The sequence below is a fragment of the Dietzia maris genome (assembly GCF_014144855.1).
Taxonomy (GTDB): domain Bacteria; phylum Actinomycetota; class Actinomycetes; order Mycobacteriales; family Mycobacteriaceae; genus Dietzia; species Dietzia kunjamensis.
Window position 1 is genome coordinate 1 of sequence record NZ_JAALDN010000109.1, and the last position, 1,188, is coordinate 1,188.

General features: G+C 72.5%; 2 protein-coding genes. Both read left to right on the plus strand.

The features are described from left to right. Window positions 1-568, plus strand: a 568-nt coding sequence (locus G6024_RS04175; protein WP_159148138.1) for a DUF3043 domain-containing protein, incomplete at its 5' end; no start/stop codon positions are given. A 40-nt stretch (window positions 569-608) separates the two neighbouring features. Further along, the coding region (locus G6024_RS04180) for a bifunctional adenosylcobinamide kinase/adenosylcobinamide-phosphate guanylyltransferase (protein ID WP_182640308.1) at window positions 609-1,188 on the plus strand (580 nt) is incomplete at its 3' end.

Below are 1,188 nucleotides of genomic sequence, written 5' to 3' on the forward strand. Positions count from 1 at the left end.
CAAGGGGAAGCCGACGCCCCGTCGTCGCGACCAGGAGCGCGCCCGCGGGGTGCGCCAGGGTCCGGTGACCGCGCCGGTCACCCGCAAAGAGGCCAAGGAGCGCAAGAAGGCCGCCCAGGCGACCATGACCAAGGACGAGCGTCGGGCCGCCAGGGCCGGCGAGCGCGCCGCGCGCGAGGAGCGCCGCCAGCTCATGATGGAGGGCGACGACCGTTACGTGCTCTCCCGTGACCGCGGAGAGGTCCGCCGGTTCGCGCGCGACTGGGTCGACACCCACCGACGCCTCATCAACTGGTTCATGCCGCTCGCCCTGTTCGTGATCGTGTTCCAGCTCATCCCGAACCCGACCCTCATGGTCTACAGCCAGACCCTCTTCCTGGTGCTCATCATGGTCGTCGTCGTCGACGGCATCCTCCTCGGACGAACCGTGAACAAGGCGGTCCGCGAGAGGTTCCCGTCCACCGACGACACCGGTTTCGGCATGGGGTGGTACGCCGTCATGCGTGCGACGCAGCCCCGCATGCTCCGCACCCCCCGCCCCCGGGTCCGCCCGGGCGACGCCATCTGACCCGTCCAGAGCCACTGATCCCCGGAAGGGCCTGACCCCCATGCGCCTGCTCGTCCTCGGTGGTATCCGCTCGGGCAAGTCCGCCCACGCCGAGTCGGTGGCCGCGGCCACCGACGACGACGTCGTGTACGTCGCCACGGCCCGGCGCGACCCCGGGGACGACGAGATGGCCGCGCGGATCGAGACACACCGCGAGCGCCGGCCCACCCGGTGGGTGACCGAGGAGACGGAGGACATCGTCCGGGTCCTCGCCGACCACCCGACATCGACGGTCCTCGTGGACGAGCTCGGAGGCTGGTTGACGCGTCGGATGGACGCCACACTCGGGTGGACCGACGGGGGTGCCGCGGTCGCGGCGGACCTGGACGCCCTCGTCACCGCTGTCGCCGAGCACTCCGGCACCCTCGTCCTCGTCTCGCCCGAGGTCGGTCTGGGAGTCGTGCCGGACACGCTCTCCGGTCGGGTGTTCGCCGATGTGATCGGTTCGCTCAACCGGCGGCTGGCCGGGGTGTGCGACTCGGCGGTCCTCGTCGTCGCCGGTCGCCCCCTCCCCCTCGAGGCCGTGCACCCGACCGCCGGTGGCGCCACTCGCACCCCGGACGCCCGGACGGGGGCGGCCG